The sequence below is a fragment of the Bartonella sp. TT110JLCBS genome (assembly GCF_042193405.1).
Taxonomy (GTDB): domain Bacteria; phylum Pseudomonadota; class Alphaproteobacteria; order Rhizobiales; family Rhizobiaceae; genus Bartonella.
The window spans coordinates 79,832-99,908 of the sequence record NZ_JBHILT010000007.1 but is presented as its reverse complement, the minus strand read 5'-3'; the positions used below and the strand labels follow the sequence as shown (position 1 = coordinate 99,908).

At 38.8% G+C, this 20,077-nt stretch carries 17 protein-coding genes; 5 read left to right on the top strand and 12 right to left on the bottom strand.

All coding sequences use genetic code 11. The annotated features are described in order from the left end of the window. The 10 genes from ACFILW_RS04680 to nth all read right to left on the bottom strand — a co-directional run. Positions 1–209, bottom strand: a 209-nt coding sequence (locus tag ACFILW_RS04680) for a YbaN family protein (protein ID WP_375685249.1), incomplete at its 3' end; no start/stop codon positions are given. Positions 210–620: 411 nt separating this feature from the next. Further along, positions 621–1,526, bottom strand: coding sequence for a metal ABC transporter permease (locus ACFILW_RS04675; protein WP_375621990.1), 906 nt, complete (start codon positions 1,524–1,526; stop codon positions 621–623). Then, positions 1,523–2,389 (bottom strand): metal ABC transporter permease, encoded by an 867-nt coding sequence (locus ACFILW_RS04670; RefSeq protein WP_375621989.1) that lies wholly within the window; start codon positions 2,387–2,389, stop codon positions 1,523–1,525. The genes ACFILW_RS04675 and ACFILW_RS04670 overlap by 4 nt, the downstream gene beginning before the upstream one ends. After that, positions 2,386–3,216 carry a manganese/iron ABC transporter ATP-binding protein gene (locus tag ACFILW_RS04665; RefSeq protein WP_375621988.1) on the bottom strand — a complete coding sequence of 277 codons (831 nt, stop codon included), beginning with the start codon at positions 3,214–3,216 and terminating at the stop codon, positions 2,386–2,388. Before ACFILW_RS04665 ends, ACFILW_RS04670 begins: the two co-directional genes overlap by 4 nt. Beyond that, on the bottom strand, positions 3,213–4,121 hold the full coding sequence (locus ACFILW_RS04660; RefSeq protein WP_375621987.1) for a metal ABC transporter substrate-binding protein: 909 nt from the start codon (positions 4,119–4,121) through the stop codon (positions 3,213–3,215). The genes ACFILW_RS04665 and ACFILW_RS04660 overlap by 4 nt, the downstream gene beginning before the upstream one ends. 288 nt (positions 4,122–4,409) lie before the next feature. After that, positions 4,410–6,824 (bottom strand): phenylalanine--tRNA ligase subunit beta, encoded by a 2,415-nt coding sequence (gene pheT, locus ACFILW_RS04655; protein ID WP_375685248.1) that lies wholly within the window; start codon positions 6,822–6,824, stop codon positions 4,410–4,412. 32 nt (positions 6,825–6,856) lie between these two features. Then, complete coding sequence (pheS, locus tag ACFILW_RS04650) at positions 6,857–7,939, bottom strand: phenylalanine--tRNA ligase subunit alpha (RefSeq protein WP_375685247.1); 1,083 nt, start codon at positions 7,937–7,939, stop codon at positions 6,857–6,859. A gap of 94 nt (positions 7,940–8,033) precedes the next feature. Continuing rightward, the gene (gene rplT / locus ACFILW_RS04645) at positions 8,034–8,435 is read right to left on the bottom strand and encodes a 50S ribosomal protein L20 (RefSeq protein ID WP_012754515.1); all 402 of its coding nucleotides are present in this window, start codon (positions 8,433–8,435) and stop codon (positions 8,034–8,036) included. A 33-nt stretch (positions 8,436–8,468) separates the two neighbouring features. Next, entirely contained in the window at positions 8,469–8,672 is a 204-nt protein-coding gene (rpmI, locus tag ACFILW_RS04640) for a 50S ribosomal protein L35 (RefSeq protein WP_375621984.1), read from the bottom strand. A gap of 154 nt (positions 8,673–8,826) precedes the next feature. Continuing rightward, on the bottom strand, positions 8,827–9,567 hold the full coding sequence (nth, locus tag ACFILW_RS04635; RefSeq protein WP_375645672.1) for an endonuclease III: 741 nt from the start codon (positions 9,565–9,567) through the stop codon (positions 8,827–8,829). Positions 9,568–9,689: 122 nt separating this feature from the next. On the opposite strand from nth, the gene ACFILW_RS04630 reads away from it, so the two are divergent. The 4 genes from ACFILW_RS04630 (at position 9,690) to ilvD (ending at position 13,234) form a co-directional block, all read left to right on the top strand. Further along, positions 9,690–10,121, top strand: coding sequence for an Hsp20 family protein (locus tag ACFILW_RS04630; RefSeq protein ID WP_012754518.1), 432 nt, complete (start codon positions 9,690–9,692; stop codon positions 10,119–10,121). A gap of 26 nt (positions 10,122–10,147) precedes the next feature. Beyond that, positions 10,148–10,399, top strand: coding sequence for a DUF1150 family protein (locus ACFILW_RS04625; protein ID WP_375606172.1), 252 nt, complete (start codon positions 10,148–10,150; stop codon positions 10,397–10,399). Between the two features lie 487 nt (positions 10,400–10,886). Beyond that, positions 10,887–11,138: a hypothetical protein gene (locus ACFILW_RS04620; RefSeq protein ID WP_375621981.1), complete on the top strand. Its 252-nt coding sequence runs from the start codon at positions 10,887–10,889 to the stop codon at positions 11,136–11,138. Between the two features lie 257 nt (positions 11,139–11,395). Then, positions 11,396–13,234 carry a dihydroxy-acid dehydratase gene (gene ilvD / locus ACFILW_RS04615; protein WP_375685246.1) on the top strand — a complete coding sequence of 613 codons (1,839 nt, stop codon included), beginning with the start codon at positions 11,396–11,398 and terminating at the stop codon, positions 13,232–13,234. Positions 13,235–14,259: 1,025 nt separating this feature from the next. Here the strand turns inward: ilvD and mutS are convergent. After that, on the bottom strand, positions 14,260–17,004 hold the full coding sequence (mutS, locus tag ACFILW_RS04610) for a DNA mismatch repair protein MutS (protein ID WP_375645675.1): 2,745 nt from the start codon (positions 17,002–17,004) through the stop codon (positions 14,260–14,262). A 191-nt stretch (positions 17,005–17,195) separates the two neighbouring features. Between mutS and ACFILW_RS04605 the strand changes: the two genes are divergently transcribed. After that, positions 17,196–19,496: an NADP-dependent malic enzyme gene (locus ACFILW_RS04605; protein ID WP_375621978.1), complete on the top strand. Its 2,301-nt coding sequence runs from the start codon at positions 17,196–17,198 to the stop codon at positions 19,494–19,496. A gap of 67 nt (positions 19,497–19,563) precedes the next feature. On the opposite strand, the gene secB is transcribed toward ACFILW_RS04605, so the two are convergent. Further along, a complete protein-coding gene (gene secB, locus ACFILW_RS04600) occupies positions 19,564–20,040 on the bottom strand; it encodes a protein-export chaperone SecB (RefSeq protein WP_375621977.1) in 477 nt (158 codons plus the stop codon). Positions 20,041–20,077 lie beyond the last annotated feature (37 nt).

Below are 20,077 nucleotides of genomic sequence, written 5' to 3'. Positions count from 1 at the left end.
TTAATAGGGGGACCAAAAATACGATGATTATTCAACCATTGATGAAAACGTGGAGAAGAACGCGTAAAACACCATGAGGCAACCAATAAAAAAGGCACAGTTGGCATAATAGGTAATACGATACCGATAATACCTAATATAACCATTGCCCACCCTGCTATATAATAGCAGATACGCAAAGGGTGCGATATCTTGAAATCTTTTTTCATTCTCTCGTACTATTTTCCTCTACGCAAAACCCTATACAAAAACATTGTATCTGTTTTTTTCTGTTTACATGTCTGAGTGCACAATTACGCTCTACTCCTTCATGCGTAAGCGTCTTTTCTGTTATAAGTTCCTTGAAAATACCGAATAGCTTACACAATATTATAATCATTTTAAATGATTTCAAGAAAAGAGGAGAGATTTTAGAAAAACAAAAAAATAAAAAGGCTGCAGAAAAAATCAATGCAGCCTCTTAATTAAGAATGCAGTCTTGGGGGGGGGGAGAAAATTTACTGCATTCACCTGCTAGATATTAGGAGGAAAAATAACCTAGCACCCCAGACTCTAATTAAAATAAAAGTGAGAAACAATATATAAAAATGCATGGCTGATATGCATGAAATTTAACACTTTCAAGTCTCTTGAACTGTGCTTCGACGAAAAAAAATCATCATGAAAATAGCCATAAAAATCAACGTCAAGATCAACACAATTGTGGAAGCAGAATCAGAGCCGATAAATAAGCTGAGATAAATCCCTAAAAAACCAGAAAAAGCTGCAACAAGTATCGCGATCATTAACATAAAAGAAAACCGCTTTGTGACAAGATAGGCAATTGCTCCTGGTGCTATCAGTAAAGAAATAACGAGCACGATACCTACAGCTTTCAAAGCTGCAACAATTGTAAGAGAAATCATCGTTAGAAGAGTATAGTGGAGTAGAGATATTGGTAACCCCATTGCACGTCCTTGAACTGTGTCAAAAATATACAGCATAAAGTCGCGCCATTTTGCTGCTAAAATAAAAGTGACAATAGCAGAAATAATCGCGGTCTGCGTTATATCAAGCCAGTTAACACCCAAGAGATTACCAAATAGAATATGATTCAAATCTAAGTTACTATAAATAGACGTGGCTAAAACAAGCCCCAAACCAAACATTGAAGAAAAGACCACACCCATCACTGTATCCTGTTTGATACGGCTATTGCTCCCTAAAAAACCTGTTAATAATGCACACACCATTCCTGCAACAAAAGCACCGCAAGTAATCAAAGTCATTGTAATATTCTCTGGACGCATATGCTGAAACCAAGCAAATGGCAAAGAAGTTAAAAATGCGATTACCCATGGTGTTGTCATATAACCAACAACAACACCAGGAAAAACTGCATGAGAAATAGCATCGCCTAACAGCGCCCATCCTTTCAAAATAAGAAAACAGGAAAGCATCGCCATGGGAATAGAAAGAATCATGACAATAAGCATACCCTTAAGCATAAAAGAAAACTGAAACGGAAGCAGTAATTGATCAATCATGATAATATTACACCCTTTTTTGCCGCATTTATGCGTAAGCGCGCAGCAATAAACCCATGTTTAGGAGCAAAAATAAAAGCCAAAACAAATAAAGATGCTTGAAAAAGCACTACAACCCCCCCTGTTTGTGCATTCAAAAAGTAACTTACATAAACACCCAAGACACTTGTGAATGTTCCAATTACAACTGCAATAATCAAGACATTTACGAAACGATCACTTAAAAGATAGGCTGTTGCTCCAGGCGTTACGACAAGACAAATGACTAAGAACGCTCCAACGGTTTGCATCGCAGCAACGGTACAAGCGGCAAGCAATGTGAAAAAGAGAATCTTTAAAAATTTTACGTTTAATCCAATGGCATGCGCATGCGTTTCATCAAATAACGAAACAAGAAGATCTTTCCATTTCAAAAGCAATATAAGCAATGAAACAAAGCCGATAAAAGCCAATTGTAGAATATCTGTTGAACTAACTGCTAAAATATTTCCCAAAACAATCGTATCAATATTAACAGCCATTGGTTTTAATGATTTGAGAAACAACCCAAAGGCAAAAAAGGAAGAAAAAATGAGCCCAATAATGGTATCTTCTTTAAGCTTTGTCCGGTGGTTAAAAAAGAGCATTGCTGCTGCTGCAAGACCACCAGAAAAAAAAGCGCCGAGTGAAAAAGGTAACCCTAAAAGGTAAGCTCCTGCTACACCAGGAACAATCGAATGGGAAAGTGCATCACCAATCAATGACCAACCTTTTAACATCAAAAAAGCCGAAAGAAAGGCACAAACACACCCAACTAACCCAGAAACCCACATTGCATTCACCATATATTGATAGCTCAGTGGCTCAAGCAACCAAGAAGTCATGCAACGTGCTCCACTCTTTCAATATCTTCACAAACTGCAGACTGCTTTCTTCCCATGAAAACATCATTTTTTTTTGTGCTTTGAAGATCAAAAATATGGTGGTGCAAAGACCCTCCAAAAGTTTTCTCCAGATTTTCCTTTGTAAAGATTTTTTCTGTTAACCCAGAAGCTAAAACAGTTCCTTTTATTAAAACTGTATGATCACAAAATTCGCGAACAGAACCCAAATTGTGAGTTGAAACCAAGATCACTGCTCCTTCTTTACGAAGATCTTGTAACAAAGCAATGATTTTATCTTCTGTTGTAACGTCAACCCCTGTAAATGGCTCATCTAATAAAATAGCTTTTGCTTTCTGCGCAAGAGCGCGCGCTAGGAAAACACGCTTTTTCTGTCCACCAGAAAGTTCTCCAATTTGGCGCTTGGCAAAAGCCAGCATATCAACGCGTTCTAAGGCAATACGAACGGCTTCATAATCTTGTGTACGGGCATAGCGAAAGAAATTCATATGACCGTACCGCCCCATCAATACAACATCTTCAACCAAGACAGGAAAATTCCAATCAACATCTTCACTTTGAGGAACATAAGCAATAAGATTTTTTTTCAAAGCCACATCAACGGGCAAATCAAACATGCGAATTTTTCCCTTTGAGGGGCGTACAAACCCCATAATCGCTTTAAATAACGTTGACTTACCGGATCCATTAACACCAACCAATGCCGTAATAGAACCCTTTGGACTTTCAAAATTCACTTCGCGTAAAGCTGTATGTCCATTACGATAAGTTACCGTTACCCCTTGGGCAAATATTCCACATTCCGTCATTGGCTTTTTACTCCCTCTACTAAAGCATTGCTAATACGCCCACTCGTGACACGTAATAAATCAATATAAGTGGGGACCTCACCATTTTTCTCACTTAAAGAATCAACATAAAGAACACCGCCGTATTTAGCCCCTGTTTCTCTGGCAACCTGCTTAGCAGGCGCAGGGGAAATAGTGCTTTCAGAAAAAACTGCATGAATATTGTATTTGCGAACCATATCAATAACATGCTTGACTTGCTGTGGTGTTCCTTGTTGGTCAGCATTGATGGGCCATAAATAAAGTTCTTTTAGATCAAAATCACGTGCCAAATAGCTAAAAGCCCCCTCACTGGTTACAAGCCAACGCTTATCTTGCGGTACGGCTTCTAATTCAGCCCTAATTGGATCAATCGTTGCACGAATTTTCTGTTTATAAACTTCAGCATTTTGTTTATAAATTTCAGCATGTTCAGGATCATATTTTACAAAAGCATCGCGAATATTATCAACGTAAATCAAAGCAGAGGTCGGTGACATCCACGCATGAGGATTGGGTTTACCACTAAAGGGGCCCTCACCAATTTTAATGGGGACAATACCTTTTGAAACAACAACACTTGGAACATCCTTGATATTTTGAAAAAACTTTTCAAACCAAAGCTCTAACTCTAAACCATTCCACAATACAAGGTTAGCTCCCTGAGCACGCATAAGATCGCGTGGGGTGGGTTGGTATTCATGAATTTCCGCACCTGGTTTTGTAATGGATTCAACATCAGCGGCATCACCTGCTACATTGCGTGCCATATCAGCAATGATAGTGAATGTCGTAACAGCTTTAAATTTACCAGCACACAAAGCAAAATTGGGTGTAAAAAAAATAACACTTCCAAAAACTATGGTGAAAAACGTTCTTACGTTCATTGATTCTCTCTTTCCTTTATATGCCTTCTTTTTATTGCAAATAATTTGCATTATCATTTAGCAATAGCAGTTATCTTTTACATTTGCAATGAAGGATTAAGAGAAAAAATAACTTTTCAAGATGTTTAAAAACAATTTTTTCATATTGAAAAAATTGATGATTTAAGCAGCTTGCTTTGGTAAGGAGGAGTCTTCAAAAAGCTCTATAGCTCTTGAATGCCAAACAAAAAGGGAGCACGCAAAAATGCTCCTACTTCATGTAAAATATCTCATAAAAAATGAGAATACTCAGTAGCGTAAATATGCACCTGTCATTTTGGTAACATTATCCACGATCTTTGAGGCAAGCTTTTCTAAATCTTCATCTGTTAGAGTCCGTTCTATGGGCTGAATAGTTACTTCAATTGCAACAGATTTTTTATCTTCACCAAAGCTTAAATCTTCAAAAATATCAAAAACCTGCACTGAATGAATAAGTTTTTTATCGGCTCCACTTGCCGCCCGAATAATAAGAGAAGAGGCAACAGTTTTATCCGCTATAAAGGCAAAATCACGTCGTACCATTTGAAAAGGTGAGAGTTTCAAAGGAGGACGGCTTTTGGTCGTTTTTTTCTTTGGTTCTGGAATTCGATCTAGAAAAATTTCAAAGCCGCATAAAGGGCCACTGACATCTAACGTTTCTAATGTAGCAGGATGAAGAACACCAAAAAAACCAAGAATAATCTTTGATCCAAGTTTTATGACACCTGAACGACCAGGATGATACCAATCCGGTGCTCCAACTTCAATTTGCACTTTCCCAATATCCATATCACATGCTTCTAAGACAGTTAAAGCATCTGCTTTAGCATCAAAAACATCAACTGCGGTTGCATTTCCATTCCAAAAACGCCCAGCCCCTTTAAATTGCTCTGTTCCGCGACGAATTCCGCTAACAACACGCTGTTGTTTATCAGGGGTATCGCCTTCATAAATGTTAGAAACTTCAAACAAAGCAAGATCAGAAAAACCACGATCAGCATTTCTCTGTGCTGCCATAATCAAACCAGGTAAAAGCGAAGGACGCATTACTGACATATCAGCAGCAATAGGATTAACTAATTTAAGCTCTTCTTGACCTCCTCCAAAAGCAAGAGCTTGATTTTCAGAAATAAAAGACCATGTTACCGCTTCTTTCATACCACGTTGCACTAGAGCCAAACGTGTAGCACGTGAACGAATTTGTGCGCATGTTAAAATTTGATCTTTTCTTTCTGCAAAGTTTTCCAAAGGAATAGGTTTAATTTTATCTAACCCATAAATTCTCATAACCTCTTCCACCAAATCGGCTTTACCCATAATATCAGGGCGCCATGATGGTACTTTTACCGTAACGACATCTCCTTTTCCTTCAACGAAAAATCCAAGTTTTGTTAAAATAGAGATGACTTTTTCAGGCTCTATTTCCAAATTTGTTAAACGTTTAATTTCAGCAAAAGGAAAAGCGATCTGTTTGATTTCTTGTTGCTGATAGCCAACGATCCTCTTTTTAGATACTTCACCACCACAAAGACGTAAGACCAATTCTGTTGCAATCTCAAGTCCTGTTTCTATAAAAGCCGGATCAACACCTCGTTCAAATCGATAACGTGCATCACTGATAAGACCTAATGTTCGCCCTGTTTGTGCAATGCTTTGCGCATCCCAAAGCGCCGATTCAATAATAACGCGATGTGTTTTTTCATTACAACTTGTTCTTTCACCGCCCATGATACCGGCAATCGAAACAACCCCCTCGTCATCTGCAATGACACAATTCTGAACGCCCAGATGATAGATTTTTCCGTTCAGTGCTTGAAGCTGCTCTCCCTCATGCGCGCAACGTACACACAAATTACCTTTAATTTTATCTGCATCAAAAACATGGAGTGGACGACCAAGGTCAAAACTGATGTAATTGGTCATGTCAACAAGCGCATTAATCGGTCTCAAACCAATTGCATTCAAACGTTGTTGCATCCACTGTGGTGATGCACCATTTTGAACATTGCGCACTTCACGCCAAGCAAAACCTAAACATAATGATGAATCTTGCGAAAAATCTAATGAAACATCGAGAGGCATTTCAAAAGCAGTATCAAATTTTGGTAAAGACAATTCTTTTAATTGTCCGATTCCTGTAGCGGCAAGATCACGTGCAATACCACGAACACCTGTGCAATCGGAACGATTAGGGGTCAAACCAATATCAATGACCGGATCATCTAAACCAGCATAAGCTGCAAATGAACCTCCAATAGGACTATCTTCTGGAAGTTCAATAATCCCATCATGCTCATTTGATAATTCAAGCTCTGCTTGTGAACACATCATCCCAAAACTTTCAACACCTCGGATTTTTCCTACAGATAATGTTACATCAAGTCCTGGAATATAAGTGCCTGGTAGTGCTAGAACACCAACAAGACCTGCTCGTGCATTTGGTGCTCCACAGACAACTTGAACAGGTGTAGCAGTTCCTGTATCCACTGATAAAATTTGAAGTTTATCTGCATCAGGATGCTTTATTGCTGTTAAAACTTTTGCAATCACAAAACCTTTTAAAAAAGACCGATCATCAACGTGATCAACCTCAAGACCGATAGCGGTTAATTTTTCACAAATTTCATTCAAAGATGCATTTGTTTCTAAGTGATCTTTTAACCACGACAATGTAAACTTCATTTTAAAACCTCACATGAAAGCGATGACTAAGATCACACATTTTTATTAGGAAAAAAAGCAGGCATATCAAAGCAACGAAAGCCATAATGGTCTAACCAACGCAGGTCAGCATCAAAAAAAGCCCGCAAATCAGGCATACCGTATTTCAACATGGCAATACGATCAATGCCCATGCCCCATGCAAAACCTTGATATTCATCTGGATCTAAACCAACATTTTTCAACACCTGGGGATGCACCATTCCGCATCCTAAAATTTCCAACCAATCCTGTCCTTCTCCGAACTTTACTTCTGAACCAGAACGATCACATTGAATATCTACCTCCATAGATGGTTCGGTAAAAGGGAAAAAGGAGGGACGAAAACGCATTTTTACAGAGGGAACTTCAAAAAATGCTTTACAAAAAGTTTCATGCAGCCACATCATATGAGCAATGGTGGAGGTTTTATCAATGACAAGACCCTCGACCTGATGGAACATGGGTGAATGTGTTGCATCCGAATCCATACGGTAAGTTTTTCCAGGAATAATGATCCGTATCGGTGCTTGTTGTTTTTCCAGTGTGCGAATTTGCACGGGTGATGTATGAGTCCGCAATAATTTTCGCTTCCCTGTATTATCAACATTAAAAAAGAAGGTATCATGCATTTCACGCGCTGGATGCCCTTCAGGAAAATTCAATGCCGTAAAATTATAATAGTCTGTTTCAATATCTGGTCCTTCTGCAAGAGAAAAACCCAACGTTGTATAAATGGCAATGATTTCCTCAATCACCTGTGAAATAGGATGAATACGCCCCCGTTCTATAGGAGAAGAACGAACAGGCAAGGTAACATCGACCGTTTCACGAGAAAGACGAGCATCCATTGCTTGTCTTTTCAGAAGATCACGCTTTTGCGCCCATAATTCTAAAATACGATTTTTTAATCCATTAAGAACTGGTCCAACTTTATGGCGTTCGCCAGCATCCATTTTTCCTAATTCTTTTAATTTTTCAGAGATACTACCTTTTTTACCCAATGCTGCAATACGCACTTCTTCAAGTGCTTGTTCATCACCTGCTGCCTCTAAGGCTAAACAAATTTCTTGTTCCAGACGCTCAATATCATTCATATTTTTGCCTATTTTTTAATAAAGAAAAACCCGTACTCGCAATAGCCAGCACGGGACCTCGAATAAATGAATGCTTTAAGAGAACACGACTGGCTTATTTGACAGCGCCTTCGAAAGCATTAGGTGTCGTATCTTTTAAATATTCTAAAGCTTTTTTTGCCGAAGCAACTAAAGCAGAAAATGCTTCTGCCTCATGGATTGCTATATCTGAAAGAACCTTACGATCAACCTCAATACCGGCTTTTGATAAGCCATCAATAAAACGTCCATAAGTCAAACCTTCTGCACGAACAGCTGCATTAATTCTCTGAATCCACAAAGCACGGAAAGTACGTTTCCTATTTTTGCGATCACGATAAGCGTATTGCTTTGAACGATCAACCGCTGCTTTAGCTGCACGAATGGTATTTTTACGACGACCGTAAAAACCTTCAGCCTGTTTAAGAACTTTTTTGTGCTTAGCGTGTGCTGTCACACCTCTTTTCACACGAGCCATATTATAATCTCCTCAAAATCAAAAGCGTAAGGTTTAAATACCATTCGGCAAATAATGCTGAATGACTTTTTTAGCATCTTTTTCACACAAAACCATTGTTCCACGTGCATCGCGAATAAATTTATTCGAACGCTTAATCATGCCATGGCGCTTACCAGCAGCTGCTACTTTAATTTTGCCTGACGCAGTGATTTTAAACCGCTTTTTAGCGGATGATTTGGTCTTCATCTTGGGCATTTTGCTACTCCATACATTAATTGATTCAATCAAACATTTTATTCACTCAAGCGGACCAACGCTTGAACAAGCATTTAAACAGCCACGGCATGCCCTGCCGGGCGGTTTCAGAAATGTTTTCATAAGCTAGTATACACAAAATAGCAAGACCGTATTACAAAAAAATGGGCGCTCCATTGCCTTGAAGCTCAACCAAAGGTGCCGGAATAGCATTTGTTTTGCTGGCTGCTTTACATAAATCGGCAATAATGCATTGCGTACATTGTGGTTTACGGGCTTGACAAATATAGCGACCATGTAAAATCAGCCAATGATGCGCATGGCGAATATAATGAACCGGTATAATCTTTAATAATTTTTTCTCAACAATTTCTGGCGTTTTTCCAGGCGCCAAACCAAGACGATTGCTTAAACGAAAAATATGTGTATCTACTGCCAATGTAGGCTGACCAAAAGCAACATTCAAGACCACATTAGCCGTTTTGCGCCCCACTCCAGGAAGGGCCATGAGTGCTTCACGCGTATCGGGTACTTGACCGCCATATTGATTAATTAAACAGTTGCAAAGCGCATAAACATTACGTGCTTTTGCTCGCCAAAGACCAATTGAACGGATATGATTTGCTATTTCTTCTTCCCCTAATGCAACCATTTTTTCTGGTTGATCAGCAAGGCGAAATAATTCTTTTGTCGCTTTATTAACGCTTACATCTGTTGCTTGAGCCGAAAGTACAACGGCAACCAAAAGCGTAAAAATATTTGTATAGATAAGATCACTCTTAGGCGTAGGGCGTTGCACAGAAAAACGGCGAAATATTTCTGCAATTTCATCTTTGTTATATAATGTACCAGATAAATTTCGCGCTTTTGATAATTTTATGGTACGTTGAGTCATTGAACTCTCTTAATCTTCTCTCTTGAAGTTATCATTTACGCTCGCCATATGAGAGGAATGCAGCGAACATTTTATATAGAGTTTGGTCAAGTAACGCCGCTTTTCAAAGAGGATACTCATGAATGACACATGTGACGCCTTTCTCCAATCCCTTTCTTTTAGGGTTTGAAACCGTAGAAAAAATATTGCAACGTATCGGTAAAGCTGATGAGGCTTACCCAGCCTATAATATTGAACGTTTGCATAAAAATGATGATGCAAATCATATCCGGATAACTTTGGCTGTTGCTGGATTTAAGATTAATCATCTTAATATTTTGCTCGATGATAATCAATTGGTTATTCATGGTAAACAAACAGACAACCAAAATCATCAATATTTATATCGCGGTATAGCTGCGCGACAATTCCAGCGAACCTTTGTTCTCGCGGAAGGGATGCATGTTACAAATGCCGAGTTGAAAAATGGTCTTTTATCAATTAATCTGTATCAACCAAAATTAAAAAAAGAAATAAAACAGATTCCAATTAAAGTCAGTAGTGGTGAGTCATAAAAGTTAAGGCGTAAAGGAATAGTGAAATGGGAGAACATAAACAAAACTTATCGTTTCAGAACACAGCCTACTCTGATGCGGGACAGATTGCCTATTTAAAAAAAGTTTGTACTGATGATTTGGCTAAAAACTTTCCAGATCTTCCACCAATGACTCCAGGCATTACCATATGGGCTCTCTTTGGTGAAACAGGTTATCCTATTATTTTATCCGATGAACGCTCTATCGCTCTTGCTGGAGCCAATGAGCATGAACTACAAATTGTAACTTTGCACTAGATGCCCTTACGAGAAAAACGGACTCCTTTATAAATTCTATCCGTTGTTCTCATAAAGGGTATAATATGAGTTATAGTTATAATGAGATATGATTTATATTCATAATTAAGCTTTTACAATGGGAGATAGTCCCGAATATCGTAAAATTCTCTCATTTTAAATCCTCTTATATTAAAACAGTTAAAATCACTTGTTTGTAATGTCATAAGCAAGGAGAGTCATGTGGATAAAAACACTTGAAGAAAGGAATAAAAATGCTTTTTGTGAATTGTCTTAATTGTCAATGACTTTGTAATATTGGGGATGGGTAAAATGCATGATGGTGTCTGTTTGCTTCTTCATAAGTGATGAAGATGCTGCCTTTAAATTTATATGATTCACAGGGTTTGTTATACTATTCATGGACGCTGTTGTGAAATGGATCCGAGCGCACTGAAAAATGTTTCTTTAAAATGAATGCGTGAATTAGTAATACAAGTATATTTGTTTGGGGCGTTCTGTTCTTCCTGAAGGGACTAACTCCATTGAAGAGTGTGAAAAACAAAAACATGAGACAATGCCTCATCATTATTTAAAAGATATTTCTATGAATGCGTTTGAAAGGTGTAAAGCTAAATTGTCAGGAGATGATAGGTTTTTACCATTACGCCTTTATGTTCTTTCCAAATTACACTGTCTTCTTGTTCCAGAAATTACGCAAACAGATAGATGTAATATACCCACAAAATCTGGTATATAAAAATCTGGAACAGTTCGTGCCACACTGAAGCATTTTTGATATTTGTCTCAAACGTGGACTTGCACAGGGATTAGATGTTGATTAACAGGTAAGAAAAAAACAAAGGCTTTATGAAAAAGTTTATGCAGAGCTTTTAATTTTGTGCTTCAAATGCCTCAGTACGAGGTATTTTGCTCTTTTGAATATTAAAGCTCTTGTTTTTATAATGAAGTTACAGCACAACAAGCAAAATGGAATTATTTAAGGGGAAAAAAATAATGCCTTCTTACCGTTCAAGAATATCGACCCACGGGCGTAATATGGCAGGAGCCCGCGGACTTTGGCGTGCAACAGGGATGAAAGATACTGATTTTGGTAAACCCATTATTGCGATTGCGAATTCTTTTACACAATTTGTACCAGGGCATGTCCATTTAAAAGATCTTGGGCAATTAGTCGCACAACAGATAGCTGTTGCCGGTGGTGTTGCGAAAGAATTTAATACCATTGCTGTAGATGATGGAATTGCGATGGGGCACGATGGAATGCTCTATTCTTTGCCCTCACGTGAAATCATTGCTGATTCCGTAGAGTATATGGTTAATGCACATTGTGCGGATGCACTTGTCTGTATTTCTAATTGTGACAAAATTACGCCTGGTATGTTAATGGCTGCTTTACGGTTGAATATTCCGACAATCTTTGTTTCTGGCGGTCCTATGGAAGCAGGTAAGATTAAATGGAAGGATCAAGATCTAACGGTTGATTTGGTCGATGCCATGGTCGCAGCAGCTTCAGAACAAAATTCAGAAGAAGAAGTTGCTGAAATGGAGCGGGCTGCTTGTCCTACATGTGGTTCTTGTTCAGGAATGTTTACGGCCAATTCCATGAATTGCTTAACGGAAGCATTGGGGCTTTCTCTTCCTGGAAATGGATCAATGTTAGCAACACATGCAGATCGACGGATGCTTTTTGAAGAAGCTGGAAAACAGATTGTAGCATTGGTTAAACGTTATTATGAAAAAGATGATGAAACAGTTTTGCCGCGCTCTATTGCTTCACGCAAGGCTTTTGAAAATGCAATGACCGTTGATATTGCCATGGGGGGATCAACCAATACAGTACTGCATCTTTTAGCCGCGGCGCAAGAAGGTGAGGTGGATTTTACCATGACGGATATTGATCATCTTTCACGTCGTGTTCCTGTTTTATGTAAGGTTGCTCCTGCTGTTGCGAATGTACATATGGAAGATGTTCATCGCGCTGGTGGTATTATGGGGCTTTTAGGCGAACTGGATGCGGCGGGACTCATTGATACATCAACTTATACGGTTCATGCAAAAACAATGAAAGAAGCTCTTTACCGCTGGGATGTAAAGCAAACTAATGAGCCAACAGTTCGTGCATTTTATCGTGCTGCTCCTGGCGGTATTCCAACACAGACAGCTTTTAGCCAATCTTGTCGCTATGAGACCCTTGATCTTGATCGTGAAAAAGGTGTGATTCGCGATAGAGAACATGCATATTCACAAGATGGAGGATTGGCAGTTCTTTATGGAAATCTTGCAAAAGATGGCTGTATTGTAAAAACAGCAGGCGTTGATCAATCAATTTTAACTTTTAAAGGTCCGGCAAGAATTTTTGAAAGCCAAGATTCAGCTGTTTCAGCTATATTAACTGATAAGATTAAAACAGGTGAAATTGTTTTAATCCGTTATGAAGGTCCACGTGGTGGACCTGGAATGCAAGAAATGCTTTATCCAACGAGTTATCTCAAATCTAAAGGATTAGGCAAGGTTTGTGCACTTGTTACGGATGGACGTTTTTCAGGAGGAAGTTCAGGGCTTTCGATAGGACATATTTCTCCAGAAGCTGCGGAAGGAGGAGAAATTGCGTTAGTGGAAGAAGGGGATATCATAGAAATTGATATTCCAAATCGTAGAATTCATATGTTGGTGGATGACGTTGAGATGAAGCAGCGCCGTGCTAAGATGGAAGCAAAAGGAAAAGGCGCTTGGCAACCGATTGAGAAGCGTCAGCGTAAAGTTTCAAAGGCTCTCAAAGCTTATGCAGCGATGACTACATCTGCTTCAAAAGGTGCAGTACGTAATATTTGATGAGTTGAATAGAGACAGTACTCTGATTTTTTGCATCTTTTGCACGATATTCTGAGCTAATTATTTTATGAGTTTATGAACTTATCAGAATATTTCGAGTCATGGATGAGTATGATTAAAAAGCTATCAATACAACTAAAAGCAGCTGCGGATTGCTTATTTTAGCAGCTATGTAAGATAGATACAGTATCATTACTTTTCATATCATATTCCAATCTTATACGAAATTACAATTTCCTGTTCTCATATTTATGGAAGATATTTATTGTACTGGTAGCATTATCTTGTTGTACCGTAAAACACTGTCATTTAGGACTGTGATATACGGCATCTTCCTTAAATATTAAGTGTGTTTTTAGTGTGTGGTGAATATTCTTAGACTTGTTTGTAAAGCTTTGAGTTTAAGAGAAGCACATGATTAGGAAGTCAAGGAAAATCCGTTAGAAGCTGGACTATTTGCAGACTTGATTCGAATGAAAATTCTTATCCATTAAGGTGTGGGAAGGAGTTGAAGGATGTTTATGAAAATAAAGTACAGCTGTGATATATCTAATTATATGTTTCATATGAAAACAGTAAAAGAGCTCTTTATAATTTAAAATTTGAAGAAAATGCGAGATCCATTATTCATGAATTTATTATGCAAAGGGTGGTATTCCAACACTGACAGTTTTAAACTAAAAATATTGCTATGATAACAATAATATTGATCGTGAAAAAGCATAATTCATTAAATATGGCGTATTTGCAAGGTGGAGGAGATTTCATGACAATCTTTACAAAAAAAGACAATCTTGTAAAAATAGTCGATGTTGAGCAATTTTTGTATAAGAGCCAATATTAATCTAAGGCAATATGAAATATAATGCATAGGGTTTTGCCTATAGGCAATTACACTTATCAAAATAGATTATGTAGAAAAGCAATGGGAATACGGTAAATAACTGTTTGTGCTGTGGCATAGCAAAAAAGGTTACGTTATCTCCTATTAAGAGAGCTTTTTAATAAAAAATAGCATTTGTTTTCTATAGGGGGGTACTCTTTTCAAGCTGTTTGAGGTGGTAAATTGCTTCTAAAGCTTGTTTAGGAGAGAGTTCATCGGGATGGATATTTTTTAAAGCTTCGTGAAGTACACAATGTTTGTTTTTTGCTTCATTGACGGGAGATGTTGCTTTAAGAGAAAAGAGTGGTAAATCATCAATGAGTTTATGTCCTTTTCCAGCCATTTCGCCTTGTTCTAATTGATGGAGTACATCTGTTGCTCGTGTAATAACGGCTGGGGGAAGTCCAGCAAGCTTTGCCACTTGTACACCATAGGAACGGTCAGCCGCTCCTGGTGTGATTTCATGAAGAAAAACTACATCACCATCCCAGTTTTTGACTTTCATGGTTACATTATGCAGTCTGTCAAGTTTTTCGGTAAGTGCAGTCATTTCATGAAAATGGGTAGCAAGAATAGCACGACAATGGTTAACTTCATGGAGATATTCAACAGCAGCCCAAGCAATAGAAAGTCCATCAAAGGTTGATGTTCCACGTCCTATTTCATCAAGAATAACAAGGGAATGGTGGCTAGCATGATTGAGAATCGTTGCTGTTTCAACCATTTCCATCATAAAGGTTGAGCGCCCCCTTGCAAGATCATCGGAAGCCCCAACGCGACTAAATAGGCGATCAACGACACCAATATGTGCTGAAGTTGCTGGAACGAAGGATCCCATTTGCGCCATAATAGCAATAAGAGCATTTTGCCGCAAAAAAGTTGATTTCCCTCCCATATTAGGCCCTGTCAAAAGCCAGATTGCTGCATATTGCTGATTTTCTTTCACAGAGAGATCACAATTATTGGCAATAAAAGGTTCTGCGGCTTGTTTACGGAGTGCTTGCTCGACGACAGGATGGCGTCCTGCTGTAATATGAAAGGTCAGTGAATGATCAATTTTAGGGCGGCAATATCCTTGTTCTTCAGCAAGATGCGCTAGAGCGACAGAGACATCTAAAATGGCAAGTGCTTCAGAGGCTTTACGAATAAAATCAACTTGTTCGGTAATTTCTTGAACAAGAATATCAAAGATCTCTAATTCAAGTGTCAATGCGTGGTTGGCAGCATGGGCAATGCGGCTTTCAAGGTCAGCAAGCTCTGTTGTCGTAAAACGCATAGCGTTTGCCATTGTTTGCCGATGAATAAAACGTGCTTTAGCTTGTGGATTATTTGTAAGGGAAGATGCTTGTGTGCTGGTTACTTCAATGAAATAACCTAGAATATTATTATGCTTTATTTTAAGCGTCTTAATATCTGTTTCTTGGGCATATTGCGCTTGAAGTTCAGCAATGATACGGCGAGATTCATCACGTAAAGCCCGCATTTCATCGAGCTCTTTATGGTAATTGGAACGAATAAATCCTCCATCACGTTTAAGGAGTGGGAGATCATCAGCTAATGCTTGTTCTAAATGAAAGTATAAAGCAGTGGGTAAGTTTGAAAATACCTGTTGTACACCACTTATTTCTTGAGGCAGAAGCTCATTATCAAGAAGTTGATGCAATTCGCGAATAATTTCAAAACCGCGCTGGATTGTCGCCATATCACGGGGGCCTCCTCGTCCAAGAGCCAAACGTGAAACGGCGCGAGGCATATCTGGTCCCCCCTTTAAAATAAGCTTTATCGCTTCTGCAAGAGAAGGATTACGTAGAAAAAAATCGATAGAATCCAAACGCGTATCAATCGCTGAAGGAGTGGTGAGGGGAGCAATAAGGCGATCAATAAGAAGGCGTGATCCTCCTCCTGTTACAGTGCGATCAATAGCTTTTAATAAACTTCCATCCCGTTGACCTGATGTCGTACGAATAAGTTCAAGGCTTAGTCTGGTTGCAGCATCAATAAAAAGAGTCGCACTTTCATTTTGGCGCTCAGGTTGCATGAGAGGAGGACGATGTGTGATTTGTGTTTTTTCGATATAACGAATAGCCGCTACAATTGCAGAGAGTTCACAGCGTGAATAATCGGCAATCCCCTCAAGAGTTGAGAGCTTAAAATAATTGCAAATATCGCGTTCAGCGGTGAGTGCATCAAAGAGACAAGCAGGTTGAGGTGAAACAATACGGTCAAGAACATTAAAAAGCGATTTGTGAGATTTATCATGGAAAAAGGAATCAGCAACAATGATTTCTTTTGGATCCACACGCATAATATCTGCCAAAAGTTTTTCTTGGCGGCTTTCTGTTACACGAAATATGCCTGTTGAGATATCAATCCAAGAAAGAGCAAACTCCTCTCCATCACTGGTTTTTATACGGGAAAGTGTCATCAAATAATTTGCGCGTGTTGGATCAAGGAGTTTTTCTTCTGTTATTGTTCCAGGTGTTACAAGACGAACAACATCACGCCGAACAACAGATTTTGAGCCACGTTTTTTCGCTTCAGCAGGATCTTCTGTTTGTTCACAAACAGCAACGCGATAACCACAAGCAATGAGTTTTTGCAAATAATCATCTGCCGCATGAACGGGAACACCACACATAGGAATATCTTGTCCTAAATGTTTTCCACGTGCTGTGAGTGTGATTCCTAAAGCTTGAGCAGCTTCAATTGCATCATTAAAAAATAATTCATAGAAATCACCCATTCGGTAAAAGAGAAGGGAATCATGATTGACGGCTTTAATTTCTATATACTGCTCCATCATAGGAGTAAGACGTTCTTGAGGGAGAGCAGATGAGGAGCCAGACTGTGGAATTAAATTATTTTTATAGTTGTTTTTTTTATCCATTTGTACGTAGCCTGTTCCCTTTAAGTAAAAATTTTACTCTTTTATTTATTTATCTCTAAATTGAAACGCATCATTAGATTTGCTAAGGCAAGAATAGCGATTTTTGATATATGAATCAAATTTTAAAAATTGGATGATTATACGCATTATCAATGCAAAATTGACACTGTTTTTGGAGAAGATAGAGTGAGATGAAAAAGAGCGAGCAGGATCAGAAAATATCTCAAACGGTTTACAGTGCGAGCGAAAGAGAAGCTCTAGATTTTCATAGTCGTGGTCGACCAGGAAAGCTTGAGATTGTTCCAACAAAGTCTATGGCAACACAGCATGATTTAGCACTTGCTTATTCACCAGGTGTTGCGGTTCCAGTTAAGGCAATTGCTCAAAATCCAGCGCTAGCTTATGATTATACAGCAAAAGGCAATCTTGTTGCTGTTATTTCAAATGGTACAGCTATTTTAGGGTTAGGCAATTTAGGTGCACTTGCCTCTAAGCCGGTCATGGAAGGCAAAGCAGTGTTGTTTAAGCGTTTTGCGGATATTGATTCCATTGATTTAGAAATTGATATAAACGATACGGAAAGTTTTATCAATTTAGTGCGTCATTTAGAACCTTCTTTTGGTGGAATCAATCTTGAAGACATTAAGGCGCCAGAGTGCTTTATGATTGAAAGCCGCCTACGCGAGGTGATGAATATTCCTGTTTTTCACGACGATCAACACGGTACAGCAATTATTGTAGCTGCTGGTGTTCTCAATGCTTTGACTTTAACAGGGCGCGATATGCAAAATACGCGGTTAGTCTGTAATGGTGCTGGTTCTGCAGGGATTGCTTGTATTGAACTGATTAAAGCGATGGGTTTTCGTTCCGAAAATATCATATTATGTGATACAAAGGGTGTGGTCTATAAAGGTCGCAAAGAGGGAATGAATCAGTGGAAATCTGCGCATGCTATTCAAACAGATAAACGTACGCTTATGGAAGCAATGGAAGGTGCAGATATATTTTTTGGGGTTTCTGCTAAAGGTGCTCTTACTCCTGAAATGGTAAAATCCATGGCCCCCCAGCCCATCATTTTTGCTATGGCTAATCCCGATCCAGAAATTACGCCGGAAGAGGTTATGCAAGTGCGTCATGATGCCATTGTTGCAACAGGACGTTCCGATTATCCAAATCAGATTAATAATGTTCTCTGTTTTCCTTATATATTTCGTGGTGCGCTTGATGTGCGTGCAAGAGTTATTAATGAAGACATGAAGATTGCTGCGGCAAAGGCTCTTGCTAATTTAGCGCATGAAGAAGTGCCTGACAGCGTTGCAGAAGCTTATCATGGAAAGCGATTAAAATTTGGTCCTAATTATATCATCCCTGTTCCTTTTGATCCGCGTTTATTTACGGTTGTTTCAATAGCGGTAGCAAAAGCAGCAATGGAAAGCGGTGTTGCGCAAAAGAACATAGATGATTTAGAGGCCTATGAGCGCGATTTGAATGCGAGACGTGATCCTACTTCCTCTATAATGCGTGAGGTTTATAACCATGTTCGTCAAGTGCCAAAACAAATTGTCTTTGCAGAAGGTGAAGAAGAGCAAGTTATGCGGGCAGCTGTTTCCTATGTTCATCAAAAATTAGGACAAGCGATTTTGGTTGGTCGTGAAGATCAAGTAAGAGAAGCGGCTGTTATCGCTGGAATTGATCTGGAGCGTGAAGGTATTTCTATTATGAATGCTAAGCTTTCTTGCCGTACAGATGCTTATGCGAATTATCTTTATAAAAAGATGCAGCGTCAAGGCTGGCTGTTGCGTGATTGTCATCATCGTATCAATAATGATCGCAATTATTTTGCTGCGTGTATGGTGGCACTAGGAGATGCTGATGCAATGGTTACAGGGGTGACATGCAATTATGAAACAGCGTTGATCGATATACGTCGTGCAATTGATGAAAAACCAAAAGAACGATTGATTGGTATTTCAATGGCTATTTGCCGTGGACGAACTGTGTTTATTACGGATACAGCTGTTTATGAAAATCCTAATGCTGAAGAACTTGCGGATATAGCTGAACAAGCAGCTTCTTTTGTGCGAGGATTTGGATATCAACCACGGGTAGCATTTTTAGCATTTTCTACATTTGGTTATATGAACGGGCAGATGACACAGCAAGTTCAGGATGCGATTAATATCTTGCATGAACGCAAAGTTGATTTTGAGTTTGATGGAGAAATGAGTGCTGATGTGGCACTCAATCCCAAATTGATGCAGCAATATCCATTTATGGGATTAACGGAGCCCGCTAACATTTTGGTTATGCCTGGATATCATGCGTCTTCCATTGCAAGCAAAATGTTACAAGAACTTGGTGAAGCAACCATCATTGGTCCTATTTTAATTGGATTGGAAAAATCTGTCCAAATTGTACCGTTTAGTGGAAGCGATACAGATGTTGTCAATATTGCAATGCTTGCGGCTTATCATGCCGCAAAAGTCGTCTAAAGGAAAAAAACCCCTAATATACCAATAATATATCAAGGGGCTTTTTGATAACAAAAGAATAAATTTTTTAAGAAGGCTGTATTTGATTGTCTTTTTGTTCTTCAGAAAGACGCTTTTGGAAGAGTGCTGCAAAATCAATAGGATCAATCCACAAAGGTGGAAAGCCACCATTTTGAGTAGCATCAGATATAATTTGGCGAGCAAATGGAAATAAAAGACGGGGACATTCAATAAAGACCAGAGGCATAACATGTTCTTGTGGAATGTTTTTAAGGTGAAAAACACCACCGTAAATCAGTTCTACATGAAATAAGGTTTCAGTTTCATCATTGGCTTTGACGGAGAGAGACAAAACGACATCATAATTATCATCACCAATTGGGTTAGCGTTGACGTTAATATTGATATCAATTTGTGGTGATTTTTCACGTGCACGCAATGAACGAGGAGCCCCTGGGTTTTCGAATGATAAATCTTTTAAATATTGAGTTAATACAGCAAAAACCGGCTCTCCACTACTGTTATTCATTTCACCTTCGGCCATACGACGAACCTCTCTCATTATAATATGTATATTTATT